We start from the raw sequence: 20,862 nt of genomic DNA on the forward strand, positions 1-20,862 counted from the left end.
TTTCAATTCGCCACGGGGAAGCGGTGCTGCCAGCGTTCCTCTTGCTCCAGGCGCTGCCCGAGCGCAAGCAGGAGCTCGTCATGACCCATCGGCGCCATGATCTGAACGGGAAGCGGCAGGCCGCTCGCGTCAGCCCCGAAAGGCAAGGTTATGGCCGGGAAACCCGTGATGTTGGCCAGCGCAGCGAGAGGCGCGAACTCCGTCATACGTTGGATCTGGAGGTCGACATCATCATGGTCGAAGGGAAAGGAACCCAGAGGGAGCGGTGCGCTCGACAGCATCGGCGTGAGAATGCAATCGACATCGTCAAAGAGGTCCCAAAGCGCGCGGCTGGCATGAATGCCGGCGTCGAGTGAGGTCCATAGAGCCTGACCGGTCAGCGTCTGGCCCTTGCGGATGAAGGCAAGCGTGAGGCGTTCGGCTTTTCCAGCGTCAAGCTCTGCCGCATCGACGTAGTTGGCGAGGTTGACGGCGATAATATCGCCCAGCGCCGTGCCACTCGCGGCAACGGCATGATCGAATTTGCTCCAGGCGATCGGAACGAGCGTGTGCCCGTCTGCTTCGAGCGCCGTTGCCGCAGCTTCAACCGCAGCAGCACGCACAGGATCGAGAGTGAAGGCTGCTCCAAAGTTTGAGAGCACGCCAATGCGAAGGGCGCCGGGTCGTGCCGCATGCAGATGTGGATCGGCGTAGGGTCCGCGCGCTTCACCGCTGGCGAAGTGGAATATGGTGGCGAGATCGCGAACCGAGCGGCAAAGAGCAAGCTCGCTGACGATGCCGCCGAGATGGTTGCTGAAGCTCGGCCCACCTGGGACCGCGCCGCGCGTTGTCTTGAGCCCGACCAAGCCGCAACAGGCAGCAGGCACCCGGATCGAACCGCCCGCGTCGGTGGCATGCGCGATGGCAACGATGCCGGCGCAGACTGCGGCTGCCGCTCCGCCCGAAGAACCGCCAGATGACAGTGATGGATCAAGCGGATTGCGACTTTGCGGTCCGACAGCGGGTTCGCTGGATAGCGACAGGCCGAGTTCCGGCACCGTTGTCAGCCCGAAGAAGCAGAGACCTGCGCTACGGACACGTGCGGCGAGATCCGAGTCGGGCTGTGCCGAGTGCCTGTCGAGCATGTCGGATCCCGCTGCAACGGGGAGGCGAGCAAACGGTCCGCCGAGATCCTTGGCCAAACTCGGCACGCCGAGGAAAGGGCTGTCCACAATAGATTGCTTGGCAAGCAGTGCGTCAGCTGTACGAGCTTCTTCTAGCCCCATCTCGCGGTCGAGATAGGCTATAGCGCCGAGATCGGACTGTCGCTCAGCTGCGGCGAGCGCAGCATGCATGGCTTCGACGGCACTGAGGCGACCCTCGCGGATCGCCTCAGCCAATGACGTGGCATCGTCCTTCATTGGAAAAGCTGGTTACTTTGGCTCTTCCATGATCCTTGGCACTTCGAACATGCCTGCCTTGATCTCGGCGCGCTTGGCTTCCATGGCCGCTTCGGCTTCTGCCGGCGCTACACCCTTCACGAAGGCAATATCACTGCCGCCTTCCTTCATCAGACCATAAGCGGTGTAGTCACGACCAACCGGCTTGCCGGCAGCAGCGTCTGCGATGGCGGCATTCAAGATCGGGCGGAAGCCCCACAGTGCGTTGGCGAACACCGTGTCCGGATAGCGCGGTGTGTAGTCGATCAGTGAGCCGACAGCCTTGATGCCACGCTCCTTGGCAGCATCAGCCGTGCCGATGCGTTCGCCGAACAGAATGTCCGCACCGGCTTCGATCTGAGCCAGACCGGCTTCGCGTGCCTTGGGCGGATCGAAGAAGGTGCCGATGAACGTGACGAGATGCTTGGCATCCGGGTTCACGGACTTGACGCCTTCACCAAAGGCATTGATCAGCATGTTCACTTCCGGGATCGGCATTGCACCCACGGAGCCAACGATGTTGGACTTCGTCATCTTTCCAGCCAGCATGCCTGCCAGATAGGCGCCGTCGAAGTTCCAGGTTCCGAACACGCCGAAATTGTCGCCAGCTTCCTTGCCGCTCGAACCCATCACGAAAGACGTTTCGGGGTAATCGCCGGCCACCTCACGGGCCTGCCGTTCGACCGGGAATGTTTCGCCGATGATGAGCTTTGCGCCCTGCTCGGCATATTCACGCATGGCTCGGGGATAATCCGGCCCCGACACGCCTTCCGAGAAGACATATTCAATTGCGCCTTCTGCCGCGGCATCCTGGAGAGCCTTGTGCAGCACGGAATTCCAGGCGTTCTCCACCGGCGAACCATGAATACCGGCAACCTTGATCGGTGCGGCTGCACGAGCTGACGGAATCCAGGCGGATGCACCGAGCGCAAGGCCAGAGGCAAGCAGCCCGCGTCGCGACAAAAGGATCTTGCTGGTCATGATCTTACCCCAGTTTGGCATCTGCTGAGATCGATAGTCAGAGCCTATAATGAAGTCAAGGATGGCAGATGCTCAGCAATTGAGCAAACCACAGCTGTTTTGCCCCACCGGCAATCTTCCTGTCAGCAGGTTGAACCGATTCGCTGAGCCAGTATGCCTCTCGCGCTGGAAAGAACCAGCAATCAAGGATGATGAATTTTTTCTAAGGTCCATATTATGGATCGTATGCTAGCTGGATTACGCTAGCAAAAACAATCACCTGCCATATCCACTTGCAACTTGTCTGAAGAGGCGATCTGTATTCTGGACTGGTTTTAGCTGTGAGGACGGCTCAAGTCAGGACGATGTCGCACTGGGAGGAGCGGCTGAGATCGAAGAGCCTTTGCAGGCGCGATCTCTGCCGACAGACGTCAGGGAGGATGACCATGACCACAGCCGCAGTTCCGGCCACGGACGAATTTACCGTTCCGTCCGAGACGCTGGACGCTACGCCCGGCTCGGCCTTTATGCGGCCGATCGAGGCAATTACTGCGGTGTTGTTGATCGCGATCATCGGCATGCTTCTGACCGGGGTCGTGTCGCGCTACTTCTTCAACCAACCGATCGTCTGGGTTGATGAAGCATCCTCCATTGCGTTTCTTTGGTTGGCGATGTTCGGCACCGCAATTGCGGTGGATCGCAGCGAGCATCTGCGCCTAACCCTATTCCTGTCGCGCATGGGCGAGCGCCGGCGAGATTTTGTTGAGACGTTCGGCGTGGTGCTGATGGCGGCATTCCTGATCGTGCTCCTGCCGCATGCCTACGAATATGCCGTGGGCGAGATGGACATCACGTCGTCCGCTCTCAATATTCCTGTCGGCTACCGGGTTTCTGCCATTGCCGTCGGCATGGTTCTGATGCTCGGCCTTCTCGTGGTGCGTTTATTCCGCATGTCGCGGCTGGTTGATGTTCTGGCGTCGGCTGCAATCGTCGTCGCTATCTGGGCCGCACTTTGGTTCCTGTCGCCCACCTTGAAAGGTCTTGGCGACGCCAACATCCTGATCTTTCTCGTTGGCGGCGCCGCGATCTGCTTGGCACTTGGCGTGCCAATCGCCTTCTGTTTTGGCGTGGCGACGCTGCTGTTCCTGTCGTTCACGACCACCATGCCGCTGGTTGTGATGGTGAGCCGGATCGATGAAGGCATGTCGAGCCTCATCCTGCTTTCGGTGCCGGTGTTCGTGCTGCTTGGCTGCATTTTGGATGCGACCGGCATGGGCAAGGCGATCGTCGACTTCCTGGCGTCGCTGCTCGGCCATGTCAAAGCCGGCATGTCTTATGTGCTGCTCGGATCACTGTTCCTTGTTTCGGGTATTTCCGGTTCCAAGGTTTCCGATATGGCCACCGTGGCGCCGGCCTTGTTTCCGGAAATGAAGCGGCGCGGTCATAAGCCGAGCGAGATGATCGCGCTCTTGGCTACCGGTGCAGCTATGGCCGACACCGTGCCGCCCTCAATCGTTCTCATCGTGCTGGGCTCGGTGGCTGGCGTGTCGATCGCGGCGCTGTTCACCAGCGGCTTTGCCATTGCCATGGTGCTCTTGATTGCCCTGGCCATTCTCGCCCGCTTCAAGGCGCGACATGAAAGCATGGAGGGCATTAAGCGCGCTTCGCTGAAGACGATCGTCAAGATCGCGCTGCTTGCTCTGCCGGCCCTCGTTCTCCCTTTCATCATTCGCAGCGCTGTAGCCAGCGGTGCCGCTACGGCAACCGAAGTGTCAACGATTGCGGTGTTGTACGCTTTCGTTATTGGCATGGTGCTTTATGGCGGGATCTCGCCGCGGCGCATCTATGGCATGCTGGTGGAAACCGCCGCCATGTCGGGCGCGATCCTGTTAATCCTGGGCACTGCGGCAGCCATGGCATGGGCGCTAACGCAGACAGGTTTCGCCTTTCATCTTCGCGATGCCTTGAGCGACCTGCCAGGTGGCTGGTTTACCTTCATGCTTCTATCGATTGCGCTTTTTATGCTGCTTGGCTGCGTGCTCGAAGGTCTGCCGGCGATCGTGCTGCTTGCACCGATCATGTTCCCGATCGCGCGCGCGATGGGCATCAATGACATCCATTATTCCATGGTGATCGTCACCGCGATGAATATCGGCCTCATGGCGCCGCCAATCGGGGTCGGCTTCTACATCGCCTGCAAGGTCGGCAATGTTTCGCCGGACGAAGCCATGGGTGCGATCTGGCCCTACATCGGCGCGCTGATCCTGGGCCTGTTCGCTATTGCCGCTGTTCCCTGGTTCTCGCTCGCCTTCCTTTAAGGGCGGCGTGTTCCCGGATTTGCTGTGTTCAATCAAGGAGGAGACTGAACGACATGATCATCAACCGCCGCACCATGCTTTTGGGAACGGGAACGCTCGCATTGGGCGCCGCATTCCATACCCGCGCAAACGCCGCTGAGTTCACCTACAAGTTTGCCAATAATCTGCAGACCACACATCCGCTCAACATCCGCTTGAAGGAAGCCACGGACAAGATCCTGGAAGAAAGCGGCGGACGTCTGCAGATCAACGTTTTCCCGTCGAGCCAGCTTGGCAACGATACGGAAACGCTGACCCAGCTGCGCTCCGGCGCAACCGAGTTCTTCTCGCTGTCGCCGTTGATCCTATCGACGTTGGTGCCGAACGCAGCCATCTCCGGCATCGGGTTTGCTTTCCCGGACTATGCAAGCGTCTGGAAGGCGATGGATGGCGAGCTCGGCGCTTATGCACGTGGCGAGATCGAGAAGAAGGGCCTCGTGCCCATGGAAAAGATCTGGGACAACGGATTCCGTCAGATCACGAGCTCATCCAAGGTGATCAACACGCCGGAGGATCTGAGCGGCTTCAAGATCCGCGTTCCACCGAGCCCGCTGTGGCAGTCCATGTTCACCGCCTTCGGGGCTGCTCCAACCACGATCAACTTCGCGGAGGTTTATACCGCGCTGTCGACCGGTACGGTGGATGGCCAGGAAAATCCGCTCGCCATCGCATCGACTGCCAAGCTTTATGAAGTGCAGAAGCATTGCGCGATGACCAACCACATGTGGGATGGGTTCTGGTTCCTGGCCAACAAGCGCTCGTGGGAGGCCCTGCCGGAGGAACTGCGCGAGATCGTCGCCAAAAACCTCAACGGCAAGGCGGATGAGCAGCGCGCCGATACGGCCAAGCTGAACGACACCGTGCGCGAAGAGCTTACGAAGCAGGGCATGGCCTTCACCGATCCGGACAAGGCTGCTTTCCGCGACAAGCTCAAGCAGGCCGGCTTCTACGGGGAGTGGAAGGGCAAGTTCGGCGATGAAGCGTGGGCCATCCTCGAAAAGGCCGTTGGCACCAGCCTGACCTGATCACTGATTGCTATTGGCCGCCGTTTCGATTGCGCGGCGGCCAATCACTGGAAATGAGGACCAAGTGGCAGACCGCTTGAAGAACAAGACCGCCATCGTGTTCGGTGCTGGATCCGCGGGGACAGGCTGGGGCAACGGCAAGGCCGCTGCAGTGCTTTATGCGCGCGAAGGTGCAGCCGTGGCCTGTATCGATCTTGATGCAAGGGCAGCGGAAGAAACAGCCGAGATCATCAAGAATGAAGGCGGCCGCGCCGTTGCGATCGCCGCCGATGTGACCAAGCTCGCTTCCATCGAGGCGGCTGTGGAACAAACGCGAGATGCATTCGGCGTTATCACTGTGCTGCACAACAATGTCGGCGTGACCCACATGGCCGGCCCTGTTGAACTCGACGAAATGCGCTTCCAACAGGCTGTCGATCTTAACCTCGGCTCGGTTTATCGCACGGCAAAGGCTGTGATCCCGCAGATGCTGGAAGGCGGTGGCGGGGCGATCGTCAATATTTCGTCGCTCGCGGCCATGCGCTGGACCGGCTATCCCTATTTTGCCTACTACGCCACCAAGGCTGCGGTGAATCAGGCGACGGTGGCGATTGCCATCCAGTATGCCGACCAGGGCATTCGCGCCAACTGTGTTGTGCCTGGCCTCATCGACACGCCGTTGATCTACAAACAGATCTCGTCGCAATATGCGTCGACCGAGGAAATGGTCGCGGCACGCAATGCTGCACTGCCGGGCGGCAAGATGGGGGATGCCTGGGATATCGCGCATGCTGCGCTGTTCCTCGCCTCCGACGAAGCGAAGTTCATCAACGGCGTTTGTTTGCCAGTGGATGGCGGACAGAGCTGTACGGTTCCGGTGCCCCATTGAGCGAAGCGGGAGACATCACGGGTTCCCAGAGCGTCGACCGGGCGCTGAAGCTGCTGTCGCTTGTCGGGCGAAGCTCCGAAGATGGCATGTCGCTCAACGAGATCGTCACTCGCAGCGGCTTCAACAAGGCAACCACGCGGCGCCTGCTGCTCGCCTTGATGCGCGCCAAGATGATTGATCAGGACGCAGTGGAGCGCCGCTATTATCTCGGTGAGGAAGCCTATGTGCTTGGCTCCTTTGCCGCGCCGCGCTTCGGCCTACTGGAAATGTCGATGGAAAGCCTGATCCGAATTTCCCGGCAAACGGGTGATGCCAGCTTTCTGTCCATCCGCCGTGACACGCATTCGATCTGCCTGCACCGCGAAGAGGGCACCTATCCGATCCGCACCCACGCGTTGCAGAAAGGGTTCGAGCATCCCCTGGGCATCGGCGCCGGTTCGCTGGCGATGTTGGCAATGCTCGACGATGCCGAAATCGAAGAGGTGATGGAGCGTAATGCGGAGACGCTCGCCACCGACTTTGCCGAGGTGCCGATCTCCGACATCCGAGCGGCACTCACCCGTACACGCATGAAGGGCTATGCCGTCAATCCCGGTATGATCTTCGGGAACTCCTGGGGCATCGGCGTTGCCCTGACCCTGCCCGATGGCCGTTTGGCCGGGGCAATCAGTTTGGCGGCGATCGACAGCCGCGTTCAGGAACCGAGACAAAGCGAACTGGCGGCAACCCTGCGCGAGGAAGCGGCGCGCATCGAATGCAAGCTTGCGCGCATGATCGACCGCGAGCACGCAGACAAACGCGTGAGGTCGCGCCCCGCACCTGCATCACCATTTACAGGGAGAAGGATATCGCTATGAGCAAGGCACAGATCGTGGGCTGGTCCCATTCTCAATTCGGCAAAACCGAGTATCCCGACACCGAAGCGCTCATGGCCTCGGTAGTGGCACCTGCCCTTGAACATGCAGGCGTCGGCGCGGAGGATGTCGATGGCATCTTCGTCGGTGTTCTCAACGGCGGTTTCTCCAAGCAGGAATTCCAAGGTGCGCTTGTCGGCATGGTGGAAGGCAGCCTTGCCGCCGTACCGTCCGTCCGGCTCGAAAATGCCTGCTCGACCGGCTCTTCCGCTATCTACACGGCCATGGACTTCATCGAGTCCGGACGTGGCCGCATGGCGTTGGTGGTCGGCGCGGAAAAGATGACAGCTGTGCCGACAGAGCGCGTCAGCGACATTTTGCTTGGCGGCAGTTACCGCAAGGAAGAAGCCGACGTCGAAGGCGGCTTTGCCGGCGTGTTCGGCCGCATCGCCCAGAATTATTTCCAGCGCTATGGCGACCGCTCGGAAGAGCTGGCGATGATCGCCGCCAAGAACCACGCCAACGGCGTCAACAATCCCTTGGCTCATATGCGCAAGGATTTCGGCTTCGACTTCTGCAACCAGGTTTCGGAAAAGAACCCGCGTGTGGCGGGACCGCTGCGGCGCACCGACTGCTCACTTGTTTCCGACGGCGCCGTAGCGCTTGTCCTCGCGGATGAAGAAACGGCAGCAAACCTGAACCGCGCCATCGGCTTCAGAGCGCGAGCCAATGTGAACGACGTGTTTGCGCTCAGCCGCCGCCGCGACGTGCTGGCCTTTGATGGGCCACGTGCGGCATGGCGCAAGGCGCTGGAGCAAGGCGGGGTGACGCTGGACGATCTTTCCTTTGTTGAAACGCATGACTGCTTCACCATCGCAGAACTCATCGAATACGAGGCGATGGGTCTGGCGCCGCAGGGCGAGGGCTACAAGGTCGTGCGCGACGGAACGACGGCCAAGGGTGGACGTCTGCCGGTCAACCCCTCTGGAGGCTTGAAGTCGAAGGGCCATCCGATCGGCGCGACGGGCGTTTCCATGCATGTCATGGCGGCCATGCAGCTCATGAACGAGGCGGGCGGCATTCAGGTACCGGACGCCAAGCTCGCCGGTGTCTTCAACATGGGCGGTGCCGCGGTGTCCAACTTCGTTTCCATCCTGGAGCGCGTGAAATGAGCGTTCCGGACGAAAAGCATGCGGATGATCCGATGGGTGGCGTGACGCCCTGCACGACCCGTGTGATGAACCTCGCCACCTTCCTCAGCCAGCAGGCCCGGCGTTTGACCGACGGCATCGGCTTTGTCTGGGCTGACCAACAATGGTCTTGGCGAGAAATGGAAGAACGCGTCAATGCCATGGCTTGTGCCCTTGTGCATGAGTTCGGCGTGCAGAAAGGGGACCGCATTCTGGTGCAGTCTTCGAACTGCAACCAGATGTTCGAATCCATGTTTGCGGCCTTCAGGGTTGGCGCCGTTTGGGTGCCAACCAACTTCCGCCAGACACCGGAAGAAGTCGCCTTTCTCGCACAATCATCGGGCGCTTCTCTGATGATCTGTCAGGCAGGTTTTGCCGGGCATGCCGAGGCCTCACGCACCACCAGCGCAGCCTTGAAGCAATTCATTGCTATCGGTGAGGCTGCCTTCGGAGAGGATTATGATGCGATCGTCGCACGCAATCTCGGCCAAACGGTAAAGGCTGTCGCAGTCGATCGTGACGATCCCTGCTGGTACTTCTATACGTCTGGTACGACGGGTCGTCCGAAGGCGGCCGTGCTGACGCATGGCCAAATGGCCTTCGTCATCAACAACCATCACGGCGATCTTTTTCCCGGTACGACGCATGAAGATCGTTCGATCGTGGTTGCACCACTGTCGCACGGCGCCGGCGTTCACCAGCTTTGCCAGGTCGCACATGGCTGCACCACGATCCTTCTGCCGACGGAGAAGTTCGATATCGACGGCATGTGGCGGCTGGTGGAAGAATGGAAGGTGACGAACCTCTTCACCGTTCCCACCATCGTCAAGATGCTGGTCGAGGATCCGGCAGTCGATCGCTACGATCATTCCTCTCTGCGCTACGTCATCTATGCCGGCGCGCCGATGTATCGCGAGGACCAGAAACGAGCGCTCAACAAGCTCGGCAAGGTGCTGGTGCAATATTTCGGCCTTGGCGAGGTCACCGGCAACATCACGGTGCTGCCGCCAGCCATGCACAGCGCGGAAGACGGCCCTCATGCGCGGATCGGAACCTGTGGTTTCGAGCGAACGGGCATGCAGGTCGAAATCCAGGATGATCAGGGCAACGAGGTCGCGCCGGGCGAGACCGGCGAAATCTGCGCCATGGGGCCGGCCGTCTTTGCCGGCTACTACCAGAACCCGGAAGCCAACGCGAAAAGCTTCCGCAATGGCTGGTTCCGTACTGGCGATCTCGGCCACATGGACGAGCAGGGCTTCGTATACATCACGGGTCGGGCGTCCGACATGTATATCTCCGGCGGGTCCAATGTGTATCCGCGAGAGGTCGAGGAAAAGCTGCTGCAGCATCCCGCAATCTCGGAAGTCGCGATCCTTGGTGTGCCCGATCCGGTCTGGGGTGAGGTGGGTGTTGCCGTTTGCGTGCCGCGTGCGGGCGAGCGAGTCGAAGCGGGCGAGTTGGCTGCTTGGCTCGACGGCAAGGTCGCTCGCTACAAGCTGCCGAAGCGCTACGTGTTCTGGGACGTGATGCCCAAGTCTGCTTACGGCAAGATTGCCAAGAAGCTGATCCGCGAGGAGCTGGATAAGCGCGGTGATCTCAGTGACGCGCCGCAGCGGCTGAGCGCCTGAGGAGGAGCACCTATGACAAGTGAGATCAAGAGCGTCGTCGTGACTGGCGGCGCTTCGGGCATCGGCTTTGACATCGCCGGTGTCCTGCACGCGCGCGGCTGGCAGGTCCATCTGCTCGACTTGAAGCGCGAGAGCCTCGATGCCGCCTGCGACAAGCTCGGCATTCCCCATGATCGCGGCCATAACGCCAATGTGGTTGACGAGGACGCGGTGGACGCGCTCCTCCAATCCGTGGCGCAACACGCTCAACTGGGTGCCGTGGTCAACTGTGCAGGCATCGGTCAGGACACACCCGCCATCGATATGACGGTCGAGGACTTCCGCCGCATCATCGACGTGAACTTAACCGGTACGTTCATTGTCGCCCGTGCTGCAGCCCGTTATTGGCTGGCGAACACCTTGCCGGGCGCCATCGTCAACATCGGGTCCGTATCCGGTCTTACCGGCAACAAAGGCCGCGCTAGCTATGGCTCGTCCAAGGCTGCAGTAAGCCACCTCACGCGCATTCTCTGCACGGAATGGGGTTCCGACAACATTCGTATCAACACGGTCGCACCTGGCGCCGTGAATACCCCGTTGACCGACCTCCACCACACACCCGACGTGCGTCAGCAATGGCACGAGCGCATTCCGCAAAAGCGTTATGGTACAACGCGTGAGATCGCCAATGCCGTCGCCTTTCTCATCTCGGACGAAGCGAGCTACATCAACGGTCAAACGCTTGCGGTCGATGGTGGCTTCACAACTGCCGGCCTCATGGTGCGCGAATGAACCCGCGCTCGATCCACCATCCCGGCACACCGGAACAGCCGCGCGTGCTGGCGCAGAAATGCAGCGTTCGTACGCTAACCATGCGGTTTTCAGCCGGTATGCCGGTTCTGGACGCCGTCACAAAGGCGCTTGCGGCCGAAGGTGTGGACAGCGCCGTCATCGAAATCGAAGGCGGCAGCTTTGCGCCGCTGGTTTATGTCATTCCCGCACCAAGCCCGGACGACAGTCATGCCGCCTGGTATAGCGACACTCGTCAGCCGGAAGAAACCGCGCTGAACGAGCGGTTGGTGATGTCCTTTGGTCGCCGCCAAGGTGCCCCGTTCATCCACTGCCACGGCATCTGGATCCACGCCGATGGCTTGCGCGGGGCGGGTCATCTCATTCCGCACGAAGCCATGTTCGCAGAAGATGTGGAGGCGACAGTCTATTCGCTGTCAGGGGCGATCTTCGAGCAGCAGCAGGATGGGGAAACGAACTTCGCCCTCCTGACTCCGGTCGCGAATGGCACGCCGGAAGCCGATGGAGCGAAGGGTGTTCTGCTGCGGATCAAGCCAAACACGGACATCCATGCGGCGGTGGAAGATGCAGCGCGGTCAGCGGGTCTGAGGAACGGAACGGTTCACGGCATCGGTAGTCTCGTCGGCTGCGACTTTTCCGATGGCACGCATATGGCGTCTTATGCGTCGGAGCTCTTCATTCGCGAAGGTAGCATTGCCAACGGTCGGGCATCGCTCGACATCGTGATCGTCGATGTCGATGCCGCGATCTTCGAAGGCGAGATCAACAGCGGAACCAACCCGGTTTGCGTGACCTGTGAGTTGTTGATCGTGGGGCAGTGAATGCCGGAAGGATTGTCCATCCGGCATTCATCATTGCTTGTCAGGCTGTCAGCTGCGTAACGAACTTCGTGACGAGATAAGCCTCGATGGCTTCTGAGCCGCCTTCGGTGCCGTAGCCCGAGTCGCGCACGCCACCGAAGGGAACCTCCGGCAAAGCCAGTCCCAGATGGTTGATCGTGGTCATGCCGGCATCGATCCGCAGGCCGAGTGCCTGGGTTGTTTCTGCCGAACGCGTAAAGGCATACGATGCCAGACCGAAGGGGAGACGGTTGGCTTCGTCGATGGCTTCATCCAGCGTGGAGAAACGGTTCACGATGGCTACGGGACCGAACGGCTCTTCGTTCATGATACGAGCCGATTTCGGCGCGTTGGTGATGACTGTCGGCTCGAAGAAGTTGCCCTTGTTTCCGATGCGGCGACCGCCGGTCTTCACTTCCGCGCCTTGCTGCACGGCGTCGGCAATAAGCTCTTCGAGTGCCGGGATGCGACGATCATTGGCAAGCGGCCCCATCTGGCTGTCCGCTTCCATGCCGCTGCCGACGCGGATCGACTTGGCATAATCGACAAGGCCATCCAGGAACTGATCGTAGGCGTTGTCTTGCACGAGGAAACGGGTCGGCGACACGCAGACCTGCCCGGCATTGCGGAACTTGGAGCCGCCCAAGACCTTCGCGGCCTGGGCAATATCGGCGTCGTCGAAAACGATGGCTGGGGCATGGCCGCCGAGCTCCATCGTCGCGCGCTTCATGTGCTGGCCGGCCAAAGCCGCGAGATGCTTGCCGATCGGGGTTGAGCCGGTGAAGGAGATTTTGCGGATAACCGGATGCGGAATGAGATATTCCGAGATTTCGGCAGGAACACCGTAAACAAGGTTCACCACACCTGCGGGAATGCCGGCATCCACGAAGGCCTTGATGAGGGCGGCAGGCGAAGCGGGTGTTTCTTCCGGCGCCTTCACGATGATGGAGCAACCGGCGGCAACCGCTGCCGAAAGCTTGCGCACGACCTGGTTGATAGGAAAATTCCACGGCGTGAAGGCGGCTGCTGGACCGACCGGCAATTTGATCGCCATCTGCGTGACGCCGGCGGTACGGGCCGGAATGATCTGGCCGTAAGTACGGCGCGCTTCTTCGGCGAACCAGTCGATCACGTCGGCGGCAGCCATGACTTCGCCCTTGGATTCGGCCAGCGGCTTGCCTTGTTCCATGGTCAGGATAGGCGCAATCTCGCCGGCACGCTCGCGCAGCAGTTCCGCCGCCTTGCGCATCAGCTTGGAACGATCAAAAGCGCCGACTTCGCGCCAGATCTCAAACCCCTTCTGCACCGAAGCAAGCGCTTCATCGAGATCTGCGCGGCTGGCATGCGCAACAGTGCCGATCACTTCACCATTGGAAGGATCAACGACGTCGATCGTGCGACCTTCGCTGCCGTCGCGCCAAACGCCGTCGATGAGGAGCTGGGTATTGGGATAGGCTGTCATGGTCTTGTCCTTCACGATGTGTGTTGGCCGATGATCGACCGCGTCTTGCTGTTGCGTCGGCTTCAAGGGGATGCACCCTTTGAACCTCGCGACTTACTGTGCACTCCTTTCTATGAAGCCTTCTCGCCTAGCCATCAACTCTTCGAACCGCTTTGGCTTGAAGCTCTGGATCACTAAGCCGCTTTCTCGATGGTCCAGACCGCGGCCCCGACGCAGAGGGCAAGCTTACGGAAGGTCTCAGCGATGAATGTAGCATCGTGGATTCGTGTCTGATACGAAAAAGCTGCTGACGAATGTCCAAACCATGTGGTGGTAAGCGCAAGACGATGCTAAGCATAAAGGTTCTAAATAAAAGTATGCAATGCAAGTCAGGATAATGATCTGCAAGAGCTCGCAAGTCAAAGGGGCAATTGGCGAAGCATGAATGTAGACCTCGATAGTCTTCAGCTTGCGCCTGCCGCCTTCGCACCCCCGCCCGCAAAGATCAATGTCGGTGCGCGTTTGCAGGCGCTACGCAAGGAACGTGGCTGGACTCTGCAGCAGGCGAGCAAGCATTCGGGTGTTTCCACCTCGGCTTTTTCTAAGATCGAACGTGGCGAGTTGTCGCCAACCATTTCGACGATTCAGCGCATCGCGAACGGGTTCGGCATGGATGTTTTGACCATGCTGAGCGATCCGACCGACGCGCCTAGCCTGCTCGGCCGCCGCAGTGTGACACGCGCAGGCATGGGACAACCGCATCTTTCAGGAAGCTGCGAAAACAAACTGCTCTGCTCGGATCTGAAGAACAAGCGTATCACGCCGATTCTCACCAAGGTCGTTGCGCGGTCGCCAGACGAGTACAAGGTTTGGCCGAAATCAGACGCAGAGATTTATATCTGGGTTCTGAAAGGAACGGTCGTCGTCCACAGCAAGCTGTATGAGCCATTGGAACTCAATGAAGGCGATTCGATGTATTATGATGCCAACACGGAACATGTCTGGACCTCGAAAGGCCCGGAAGATGCACAAGTGCTCTGGGTTCTGACTGCCTGATCCTGGATAAAATGCAACCGCAGAACTTCTACGATTTTCGCGCTTTGGCGCAGCGCAGGCTGCCGAAGGGGCTTTTCGAATATATCGATCGCGGCACCGAGAATGAGGTCGCCCTTCGCGCCTTACGTGACAGTCTGGACGCTATCCAGATCGTACCGCAGGCGCTGACGGGCCATGGAGCGCGAGATTTCACGACTAACATTATGGGCAAGGAGCTTGCTCTGCCACTGATCGTTGCGCCCACGGCGTTGGCGGGTCTCGTGTCCCACAATGGTGAAGTCAAACTGGGGCGGGCGGCGATGAAAGCCGGCATCCCCGTTTGTGTTTCGACCCAGTCGATCACCGCCGTAGAAGACATCCGAGCTGGCGCTTCAGATGCCGACATCTGGTTCCAGCTTTACATGTGGCGCGATCGCAAACTGACACGCGAATTGCTTGATCGTGTTTGGGCGAGTGGTGTCACCACGCTGGTTCTCACAGCCGATACCCCGGTCGGTCCCAATCGAGAATACAACACGCGCAACGGCTTTGCGATGCCAATGACGCCGACGTTCCGGGCGGGGCTCGACATAGCGCTGCATCCGGGCTGGTTGTTTGGGGTCATTCTGGCCTATCTGCGGACCACCGGCATGCCGACCTACGGCCACTATCCCAAGGAACATCAGGTCGCGATCACGGGTGCACCGAGCAGCGAAGCCGTTGCGCTAGAGGAGCGTTTGAACTGGGACGATTTCGTTGCTCTGCGCCAGCAATGGCGCGGTGAGCTTGTCATAAAGGGCCTGCTTTCCGTCGCCGATGCTCTTCTGGCCCAAAAATTGGGTGCCGACGCGATCGTTGTCTCCACGCATGGAGGCCGCAACCTTGATTCAGCGCCGACAACTGCGCGTGTGCTTCCCGACATAGCGGATGCGGTCGGGGAGAAGCTGACAGTGCTTGCCGACAGTGGCGTTCAACGCGGCAGCGATGTGCTGAAATATGTCGGGCTCGGTGCAAAAGCCGTGATGGCAGGTCGGTTGCCACTTTGGGGCCTGGCCACGGGTGGTGAGACTGGCGCTGATGCAATCTTCGCCATGATCAAGCGCGAGATGGATGTGACCATGGCAATGCTGGGCCTTGAAAAGCCAAGCGAGATCGCGCCGCACATCATCCGCTAGATCAAGCCGCCCTTCGGCGTCTTCTACACAGTTAAAGCAAGATAGAGAGCCCGTTTGTGGGTCCAGCAACGGCCACAAAATGGTTCGGCTCGATTTAGTCGTTGTTGCGGGTGTGGAAGTGGCTGAGGAAGGCGCGCGTCGCTTCTTCTTTCGGAGTGTCGATGACATCGCGCGCGGGACCTTCTTCGACAATCACGCCGTCGCGCAAGAAAATTACTTTGTCGGCGACTTCGCGGGCGAACGCCATTTCATGCGTGACGATGATCATCGTCATGCCTTCGGACGCCAGATCGCGCATCACGCCGAGCACTTCGGCCACAAGCTCGGGATCGAGCGCCGACGTGGCCTCGTCGAACAACATGACTTCCGGTTCCATGGCAAGCGCGCGGGCAATCGCCACGCGTTGCTTTTGGCCGCCTGACAAGCGATCGGGATAGGAATCCGCCTTGTCGTCCAAGCCCACTTTGCCAAGGAGGGTGCGGGCAAGCTGCTCTGCCTTTGCCTTGGGCGTGCGCTTCACAACGAGCGGCCCTTCCATGACATTCTGGAGAACAGTCTTGTGCGGGAAGAGGTTGAAATGCTGGAACACCATGCCGGTGTTGGAGCGGAAGTGCGCCTGAGCCTTGGCCTTCGGCATCTTCGAACCGTCATCGAACACGAATGTATCGTGACCGATGCGGATGCGGCCGCCGTTTGGGATTACCAGGAGGTTCATGCAACGCAGCAGCGTCGACTTGCCGGAGCCAGACGGACCGATCAGGGCGACGACCGAGCCGGCATCGACCTTTACATTGATGTCACGCAGAACGACGTTGGAGCCGAACTGCTTCTTGAGGTTTGTGATCTCGATCTTGGTATTGTCAGGCGTTATTGTGCCGGTCATGTCAATGGCTCCGCTGCAGCGTCTTTTCGCTGCGCTTGACGATGGCCGTCAGTGGAACGAGGACCACGAAGTAGATCACGGCAATCACGGTGTAGACTTCAAGAGGACGGAACGTGTCCATGGTGATGACCTGACCCTGGTAAAGAAGGTCGGGCACGGCCAGAACCGACACCAGCGAGGTGTTCTTGAACTGGATGATCGACTGGTTCATTAAGGGCGGGATCATCTGCTTGATAGCCTGAGGCAGAACGATGCGCTTCATGACTTTGGCCGGCGTCATGCCGAGCGCCAGGCCCGCCTCGCTCTGACCGGGATCAACGGCGATGACGCCGCCCCGGATGACCTCGGCATAAAAAGAGCCGCCATAAAGCGACAGGGTCATGACCGCCGCCGTCATGGCGCTGAGTTCGACGCCGGTCAGTACCGGTAGTGCATAATAGAACCAGAGAAGCTGCACGAGCAGCGGTGTACAACGAAAGATCTCGATATAGGCCCAGGATATCCAGCGAAGAACTGGGTTGCGCGACAGTTGCATCAAGCCCGCAAACAAGCCCAGCAAGAGGCCTAGTACGATTACGGCTGCCGTAATGGCGATCGTCATCAACGTGCCGTTCAAGAAGAGCCAGCGATAGCCCCAGAGTATATCGAAGTCCCAGTTATACATCTTGGCCCTTTTTGCAGCGACAACTGCTGGGGTCCAGCGGTTGAGGTGGCAGCCTGTTCTTTGGTGAAGCCCTGAAGGATCTCGTCGGCTAAACACTGACGGAAGAGATCAGGAGAAAGGGCGCCGACCCGAGAACCGGCGCCCGAGCATCCGCTTCGATTAGAAGCTGACGCCTTCCGGGATGTCGGACTCCGTCACATCCACAGCCGCGAGGCTGTCGAGAACGGCGCTGCGGATAAGGCCAAGGCCCTGCGAATAAACGATCCAGGTGTTCAGGAAGTTCTTGAGGGTCGTGTCTGATTGCCGACGCAGCGCAGCATTGGAGGTCGAGCCGAAGATCGGGGTTGGAACAACCAGCTTGCCGAGCGAAGGATCGCGCTTCACGGCACGAACGCCGCCCATCCAGAAAATGCTCTGCGCCTGAACGCGGCGGCTCTTGAGGGCAAGCGTTGCCTCGTCGAGTGTACGGAACCGGATGATCTCTGCGTTGGGAGCCAAACGGGAAGCGACCTGGTCATGGGCCGAGCCGTTGTCGACGGCGATCTTCACTTCCGGCTTGTTCAGGTCTTCCCACGTGGTGGGCGCAAAATCAGGCGCGCAGATCATCAGCAGGGCGCTGTTGTAGATCGGAACGGTAAAGTCCACAGCGAGCGCACGCTTTGGCGTAGGATTCATGCCGAACATGATGTCGATCTTGTCGGTCTGAACGTCGAGGATGCCATTGCCCCAGGTGGTTTCAACGATCTCGAGTTCGACTTCCATGTCGGAGGCAAGGGCTCTTGCGATCGTCACGAAGTGACCACCCCATTCACCCGATGCCGGATCCTTCATCGTCCAGGGCGCGCCGGTGGCAACGCCGCCGATGCGCAGTTTCTTGGAGCTCATGATGCGCTCCCAGCTGGAGCCTTCCTGCGCCGAAGCGACGGTCGCAGTGGCGCTCAGAGCAGCTGCGCCAGCCAAGCCGCCAGCCATCAATCCTGCAAAATCTCTACGAGAAACCATTGTCTTCCCCTTTTTGTTGATCGCCTCCCGTTGATGAAGGCGGGCTTGCCAGAATGGCGAGTTCAGTTGTCAATGGCCGGAGCTCTATCCGCGGGTGGGACAAGCACGCCGGGATTCATCCGGTTGTCGGGATCAAACAGCGTCTTGACCTGCTGCATCAGGCCGTAGCGCACGGGCTCGCACAGCCTAGCCAGTTCCTGCGTCAGCTTGCGGCCGACACCATGCTCGGCGCTGAACGTGCCGCGAAATTGTGCGCCGACATCGTGGATCGTTGCTTCTACTTCAAGCGCATAAGTTTCCTTGTTTGGAAGCGAAGCCCAGAACTCATGGCTGAACATCAGGATGTAATGAACGTTGCCGTCGCCGAGATGGCAGACGACTTCGGTGAAGGCATGCGGATATTTGGTTGCCGCAACTTCATCGGCCGCCGCAATGAAAGCCGGTACGTCGGAGGTTCGCACGGCCACGTCATGAACGACGCCGACGCCTTCCTTCTTGTTGGCTTCTGACACCGAGTGGCGGACGTGCCAGATGTCCTTGGCCTGTTGTTCCGAGTTGGCGACCACAGCGTCGAGAATGCCGCCATGCTCAAGCCCGCTTTCCAGTAACGTCTCAAGGATGCCGTTGAGGTCAGTCGAGCTGTCGACGCTGGAAAGCTCGATCATGAGCGACCACGCCGGAATGCCGTTCTCGAACGGAATACGGATGCGTTCGCAATACTTTGCGACAAGATCGAACTGCGAGGCGGAAACCAGCTCGAAGGCCTCGATGTAAGGCCCTGCGCGATCCTGAAACGCTGCCAGCAGGTCAACCGCGGCCTGTGGCGACGCAACGGACACCCAGGCATGTGCGCGGTTCGGCATTTCAGGATGCAGATGCAGCACGGCACCGGTGATGATGCCGAGCGTACCTTCTGCGCCGATAAAAAGGTGGCGCAGAAGATAACCGGTGTTGTCTTTGGCGAGCGCTGCCAGATCGCGCAGCACGGTGCCATTGGCCAAAACCACTTCAAGGCCCGCAACAAGATCTCGGGTCGGACCGTATTTTACGACGCCCGTTCCGCCGGCATTGGTGGAAATCAGGCCGCCAATTTGAGCGCTGCCTTCGCTGCCGAGATAAAGCGGGAATTGGCGACGGATGTCGCCGGCTGCCGTGTGGATATTAGCGAGCACAACGCCAGCATCCACCGTCATGAGGTTGGCTGAACGGTCAATTTCGCGGATGCGATTCATGCGTTGCAGCGCCAGCACGATGCCGAGCTTGGATGGTCTGTCTGTTTCCGGCACGGCGCCATAACACAGGCCGGTGTTGCCGCCGGATGGAAAGATCGGCTGCCTTTCGGCCGCCGCCAGCTTCACCACTGCGGCAACCTCTTCGGTAGAAGCCGGAAGAACGACGCACAAGGCGTCGCCTGTTCTGCGGTTGCGCCAGTCGGTCAAGAAAGGCGCCATCTCGCCACGATCGACGATCAGGCCCTTTTCACCAACAATTTCGCGCAGTTTCTCGAGCAAGGGCGTATCCGGTTTAGGCGAGGGAGGCCGCTTGGGCCTTCGATACGGCGGCTTTCAGCTTGGCGACGGTGTCCTCGCTTGGCGCCTGCAGCGGCAAACGCACGCCTCCGACCGGCATGCCAGCCAGTTCCATGTAATGCTTCAAGGGGCCAGGATTGGTTTCGAGGAAGATCGTTTCGAGAACCGGATCGATCTTGTTCTGGAGAGACATGGCTTCCTTGAGCTTGCCAGCGTGAGCAAGGGCGAAGACCTCGAGCCAGATTTTCGGATAAATCGACGCTGAAGCGAGAACGCCGCCCTTGGCACCGAGCGCCACATGGGTGGCAAACAGCGGTTCTTCACCAGAAAGCACGGCGATCTTGTCGCCGGCATATTTGATGGTCTTGATGAATTCCGGCATGTCATAAGAGGAGAACTTCATACCGATGATGGTGCCATCTTCGGCCATGGCCTGAACGCCCTCAGCCGTCATCGCCACCGTCGTGCGGCGCGGAATTTGATACAGCATCACCGGAATATCGACCTGGTCGCGATACGCCTTGAAGTATTCGCGCATGCCGTCTTGCGTGCCCGGCGCGTAGTAAGGCGTGACCGTCATAACGGCGGCTGCGCCAGCCTGCGTGAAATCCTTGGCGGCTTCGACGGCGTCCTTGAAGCCAGTCGACAAAACGCCCGGAACAACTGGCTTGTCGCCAGCTTCCTCGACGCAAGCAGCAACGATTGCCTGGCGCTCTTCGCGAGAGAATGCGGTGTATTCGCCTGTGCCGCCGATCGGAACGACCCCCGAGGCGCCTGCGTCCAATTGAAAGCGAACGAGCTTCTTCAGCCCGGCAACATCGACAGCACCATCAGCCATAAGCGGCGTGACGATAGCGGTATAAAGACCATCAAAGTCATCGCGGGTAAGAGCCATCAATCGATACCTGTCTGCATGCTGCATTTGCGAGGCGCTGTGCCTCCATCTCATGTCGGGCCCCCACTACGGAGTCTGACATCAACTCACCCCACGGTATCCACAAAAATGCGCCGGTCAATAGCGCGGTCTAAAAATTCCACTATCCGATAATTAGGTGAGTGATCCTAGCGGATCACCAGCGCCGCGATCTTAGTTTCTTTCGAAAGGAGGCTCCCCCGCAGCTTCTGTTCCCATCTGTTCAGAAGTAGTAAGGGTCCAGAACGAATAAGAGCCTGGCGATATATAAGTGCGTTCTGACGCACGAACC

18 protein-coding genes are annotated in these 20,862 nt (G+C 59.5%); 10 read left to right on the forward strand and 8 right to left on the reverse strand.

Features of this window, described 5'->3' with window-relative positions:
- Positions 1–2 precede the first annotated feature (2 nt).
- Together JYU29_RS15920 and JYU29_RS15925 are read right to left on the reverse strand one after the other, a co-directional pair.
- Positions 3–1,400 carry an amidase gene (locus JYU29_RS15920; protein WP_213985827.1) on the reverse strand — a complete coding sequence of 466 codons (1,398 nt, stop codon included), beginning with the start codon at positions 1,398–1,400 and terminating at the stop codon, positions 3–5.
- Between the two features lie 12 nt (positions 1,401–1,412).
- On the reverse strand, positions 1,413–2,399 hold the full coding sequence (locus JYU29_RS15925; protein WP_213985828.1) for a BMP family protein: 987 nt from the start codon (positions 2,397–2,399) through the stop codon (positions 1,413–1,415).
- 425 nt (positions 2,400–2,824) lie between these two features.
- On the opposite strand from JYU29_RS15925, the gene JYU29_RS15930 reads away from it, so the two are divergent.
- The 8 genes from JYU29_RS15930 to JYU29_RS15965 all read left to right on the forward strand — a co-directional run bounded on the left by JYU29_RS15930 (position 2,825) and on the right by JYU29_RS15965 (position 11,910).
- Complete coding sequence (locus JYU29_RS15930; RefSeq protein ID WP_431192872.1) at positions 2,825–4,696, forward strand: TRAP transporter large permease subunit; 1,872 nt, start codon at positions 2,825–2,827, stop codon at positions 4,694–4,696.
- Between the two features lie 53 nt (positions 4,697–4,749).
- Entirely contained in the window at positions 4,750–5,760 is a 1,011-nt protein-coding gene (locus JYU29_RS15935; RefSeq protein WP_213985830.1) for a TRAP transporter substrate-binding protein, read from the forward strand.
- A 64-nt stretch (positions 5,761–5,824) separates the two neighbouring features.
- Positions 5,825–6,628, forward strand: a complete 804-nt coding sequence (locus JYU29_RS15940; RefSeq protein ID WP_213985831.1) for an SDR family NAD(P)-dependent oxidoreductase — start codon at positions 5,825–5,827, stop codon at positions 6,626–6,628.
- Complete coding sequence (locus JYU29_RS15945) at positions 6,625–7,485, forward strand: IclR family transcriptional regulator (protein ID WP_250157514.1); 861 nt, start codon at positions 6,625–6,627, stop codon at positions 7,483–7,485. The genes JYU29_RS15940 and JYU29_RS15945 overlap by 4 nt, the downstream gene beginning before the upstream one ends.
- On the forward strand, positions 7,482–8,654 hold the full coding sequence (locus JYU29_RS15950) for an acetyl-CoA acetyltransferase (protein ID WP_213985832.1): 1,173 nt from the start codon (positions 7,482–7,484) through the stop codon (positions 8,652–8,654). Before JYU29_RS15945 ends, JYU29_RS15950 begins: the two co-directional genes overlap by 4 nt.
- Positions 8,651–10,300, forward strand: coding sequence for an acyl-CoA synthetase (locus tag JYU29_RS15955; RefSeq protein ID WP_213985833.1), 1,650 nt, complete (start codon positions 8,651–8,653; stop codon positions 10,298–10,300). Before JYU29_RS15950 ends, JYU29_RS15955 begins: the two co-directional genes overlap by 4 nt.
- Before the next feature lie 12 nt (positions 10,301–10,312).
- Positions 10,313–11,071: an SDR family NAD(P)-dependent oxidoreductase gene (locus JYU29_RS15960; protein ID WP_213985834.1), complete on the forward strand. Its 759-nt coding sequence runs from the start codon at positions 10,313–10,315 to the stop codon at positions 11,069–11,071.
- Positions 11,068–11,910, forward strand: coding sequence for a PCC domain-containing protein (locus JYU29_RS15965; protein WP_213985835.1), 843 nt, complete (start codon positions 11,068–11,070; stop codon positions 11,908–11,910). The genes JYU29_RS15960 and JYU29_RS15965 overlap by 4 nt, the downstream gene beginning before the upstream one ends.
- Positions 11,911–11,950: 40 nt before the next feature.
- On the opposite strand, the gene JYU29_RS15970 is transcribed toward JYU29_RS15965, so the two are convergent.
- Complete coding sequence (locus JYU29_RS15970) at positions 11,951–13,390, reverse strand: NAD-dependent succinate-semialdehyde dehydrogenase (RefSeq protein ID WP_213985836.1); 1,440 nt, start codon at positions 13,388–13,390, stop codon at positions 11,951–11,953.
- Between the two features lie 501 nt (positions 13,391–13,891).
- Between JYU29_RS15970 and JYU29_RS15975 the strand changes: the two genes are divergently transcribed.
- Both JYU29_RS15975 and JYU29_RS15980 read left to right on the forward strand, forming a co-directional pair.
- Entirely contained in the window at positions 13,892–14,425 is a 534-nt protein-coding gene (locus tag JYU29_RS15975; protein WP_250157515.1) for a helix-turn-helix domain-containing protein, read from the forward strand.
- 11 nt (positions 14,426–14,436) lie between these two features.
- Entirely contained in the window at positions 14,437–15,579 is a 1,143-nt protein-coding gene (locus JYU29_RS15980; protein WP_213985838.1) for an alpha-hydroxy acid oxidase, read from the forward strand.
- A gap of 94 nt (positions 15,580–15,673) precedes the next feature.
- Here the strand turns inward: JYU29_RS15980 and JYU29_RS15985 are convergent, their stop codons facing one another.
- From JYU29_RS15985 to dapA, 5 genes are all read right to left on the reverse strand, one after another.
- Entirely contained in the window at positions 15,674–16,462 is a 789-nt protein-coding gene (locus tag JYU29_RS15985; protein ID WP_213985839.1) for an amino acid ABC transporter ATP-binding protein, read from the reverse strand.
- 1 nt (position 16,463) lies between these two features.
- The gene (locus JYU29_RS15990) at positions 16,464–17,126 is read right to left on the reverse strand and encodes an amino acid ABC transporter permease (RefSeq protein WP_213985840.1); all 663 of its coding nucleotides are present in this window, start codon (positions 17,124–17,126) and stop codon (positions 16,464–16,466) included.
- A 159-nt stretch (positions 17,127–17,285) separates the two neighbouring features.
- Complete coding sequence (locus tag JYU29_RS15995) at positions 17,286–18,128, reverse strand: transporter substrate-binding domain-containing protein (protein WP_213985841.1); 843 nt, start codon at positions 18,126–18,128, stop codon at positions 17,286–17,288.
- 62 nt (positions 18,129–18,190) lie between these two features.
- Positions 18,191–19,639, reverse strand: coding sequence for an FAD-binding oxidoreductase (locus JYU29_RS16000; RefSeq protein WP_213985842.1), 1,449 nt, complete (start codon positions 19,637–19,639; stop codon positions 18,191–18,193).
- A gap of 13 nt (positions 19,640–19,652) precedes the next feature.
- Positions 19,653–20,552, reverse strand: coding sequence for a 4-hydroxy-tetrahydrodipicolinate synthase (gene dapA, locus JYU29_RS16005; RefSeq protein ID WP_213985843.1), 900 nt, complete (start codon positions 20,550–20,552; stop codon positions 19,653–19,655).
- Positions 20,553–20,862: the final 310 nt, after the last annotated feature.

The organism is Tianweitania aestuarii (assembly GCF_018457165.1).
GTDB classification, from domain to species: Bacteria; Pseudomonadota; Alphaproteobacteria; order Rhizobiales; family Rhizobiaceae; genus Tianweitania; species Tianweitania aestuarii.